We start from the raw sequence: 1,304 nt of genomic DNA, 5'->3' as shown, positions 1-1,304 counted from the left end.
GTCAGGATCGCGGTGCTCTCGGTCAGCACGATGCCGTCGTCCTTCAGCACCGGAAGGGTGCCCGCCGGATTGAGCGCCAGCATGGCGTCCGAACGGTGCTCCTGCCCGGGGTGGAAGTCGACGGCCCGCAGGTCGAGCCGGCGGCCGATCAGGGCCGCGAAGAGCCGCACCCGGTAGCAGGAGGGCGAAAGGATGTAGTCGTAGAGGATCATGCCGCCACCAGTTGCGCGCCGTAGGTGAAGCCATGCCGCTTGAGCCAGCGGCGGTAGGCGATCGAGGTCATGTCGGCCCGGGTCGGGATCTCCATCCCCGGATCAAGCGGCAGCAGCGCCGGCAGCTGGTTCTCCAGCACCGAACGGTCCTGCACGAAGATCATCTGCTGGAAATGGATGAGGTCGGTCATCTCGGCCGCGTCGTCGTAAAGCGCCATCCATGGCCAGACCTCGCAGAGCGTCTCGGTCAGCGGCTGCACGAAAAGCGCGATCACGTCCCATTCGCCGGGTTTCGGCGGGCAGGTCTTGTAGAGCACCGAGCAGGTCGGCGCGCAGACCCGGTACATGTAGTCGGTGGTGATGCCGCCCTCGGCGGACTTGGCGGCCTGCGGCTGGTAGAACTTCACCTTGGTCGCCCAGACCTCGTCCACGTCCTCGCGGATCTCGACCTCGTAGCGCTGCACCTCGGTGTGCGGCTCACTGCCCAGAATATCGGTGTGCACGAAGGGGAAATGCGCGATGTCGAGGAAGTTCTCGACCGCCCGCAACGGCGAGCAGCGCACCCGGCAGACGCCCACGTCGACAAGGCGCCGGCCCGGCTGGTCGGCCTCGGAGATGGTGAAGAGATCGCGGTTCGGCGCCCCGAGCGAGGTCCAGACATGGCCGAAGCGGTCGATGACCGGCAGGCTGCGCCCGGTACCATCTGTGACCGCTGGCGCGCCGTTGTCGAGGAAGACCCGGATCGGCTCGCCCATCAGCAGCGTGTCGCGGCCGCCCGCGGTCACTTGTTTCGTCATGCCCACCGGGTACCAGTGGTCGCGCATCGCGCCCTGATCGCTCATGCGGTCTCCTCCTCTGCCTGCTCTGCCTGCGCCTCGGCGGTGCGCCGCAGCGCCTCGGCCGCCAGCGACAGCGCGTCAAGCGTGGCGGGCCCGGCACCCTCTGGCGCCAGCAGGTGCAGCGCCGAGACGTTGCCCGGCAGCGGCTGGATCAGCGCCACCACAGCGCACGGCCCGAGCCTGCCCTCGATCACATGGCCCGCGCCGCCAAAGACCCGCGCCAGCACCGCCGCGGGGGCGTGGATGCGCAGGC

Annotated in this window: 2 protein-coding genes and 1 pseudogene; all 3 read right to left on the bottom strand. The window is 68.9% G+C overall.

The features are described from left to right. Window positions 1-212: glutathione S-transferase N-terminal domain-containing protein (locus HC022_RS26725; RefSeq protein ID WP_175583750.1), on the bottom strand; the 212-nt coding region annotated here is incomplete at its 3' end. Beyond that, window positions 209-1,054 (bottom strand): aromatic ring-hydroxylating dioxygenase subunit alpha, encoded by an 846-nt coding sequence (locus tag HC022_RS26720; RefSeq protein WP_167454397.1) that lies wholly within the window; start codon window positions 1,052-1,054, stop codon window positions 209-211. The genes HC022_RS26725 and HC022_RS26720, both read right to left, overlap by 4 nt. Continuing rightward, window positions 1,051-1,304 (bottom strand): annotated as a pseudogene (locus HC022_RS26715) (Rieske (2Fe-2S) protein); the annotation flags it as partial. The gene HC022_RS26720 and the pseudogene HC022_RS26715, both read right to left, overlap by 4 nt.

This window comes from Salipiger sp. HF18, from assembly GCF_011806505.1.
GTDB classification, from domain to species: Bacteria; Pseudomonadota; Alphaproteobacteria; order Rhodobacterales; family Rhodobacteraceae; genus Salipiger; species Salipiger thiooxidans.
This window is presented reverse-complemented; position numbering and strand designations above follow the sequence as displayed.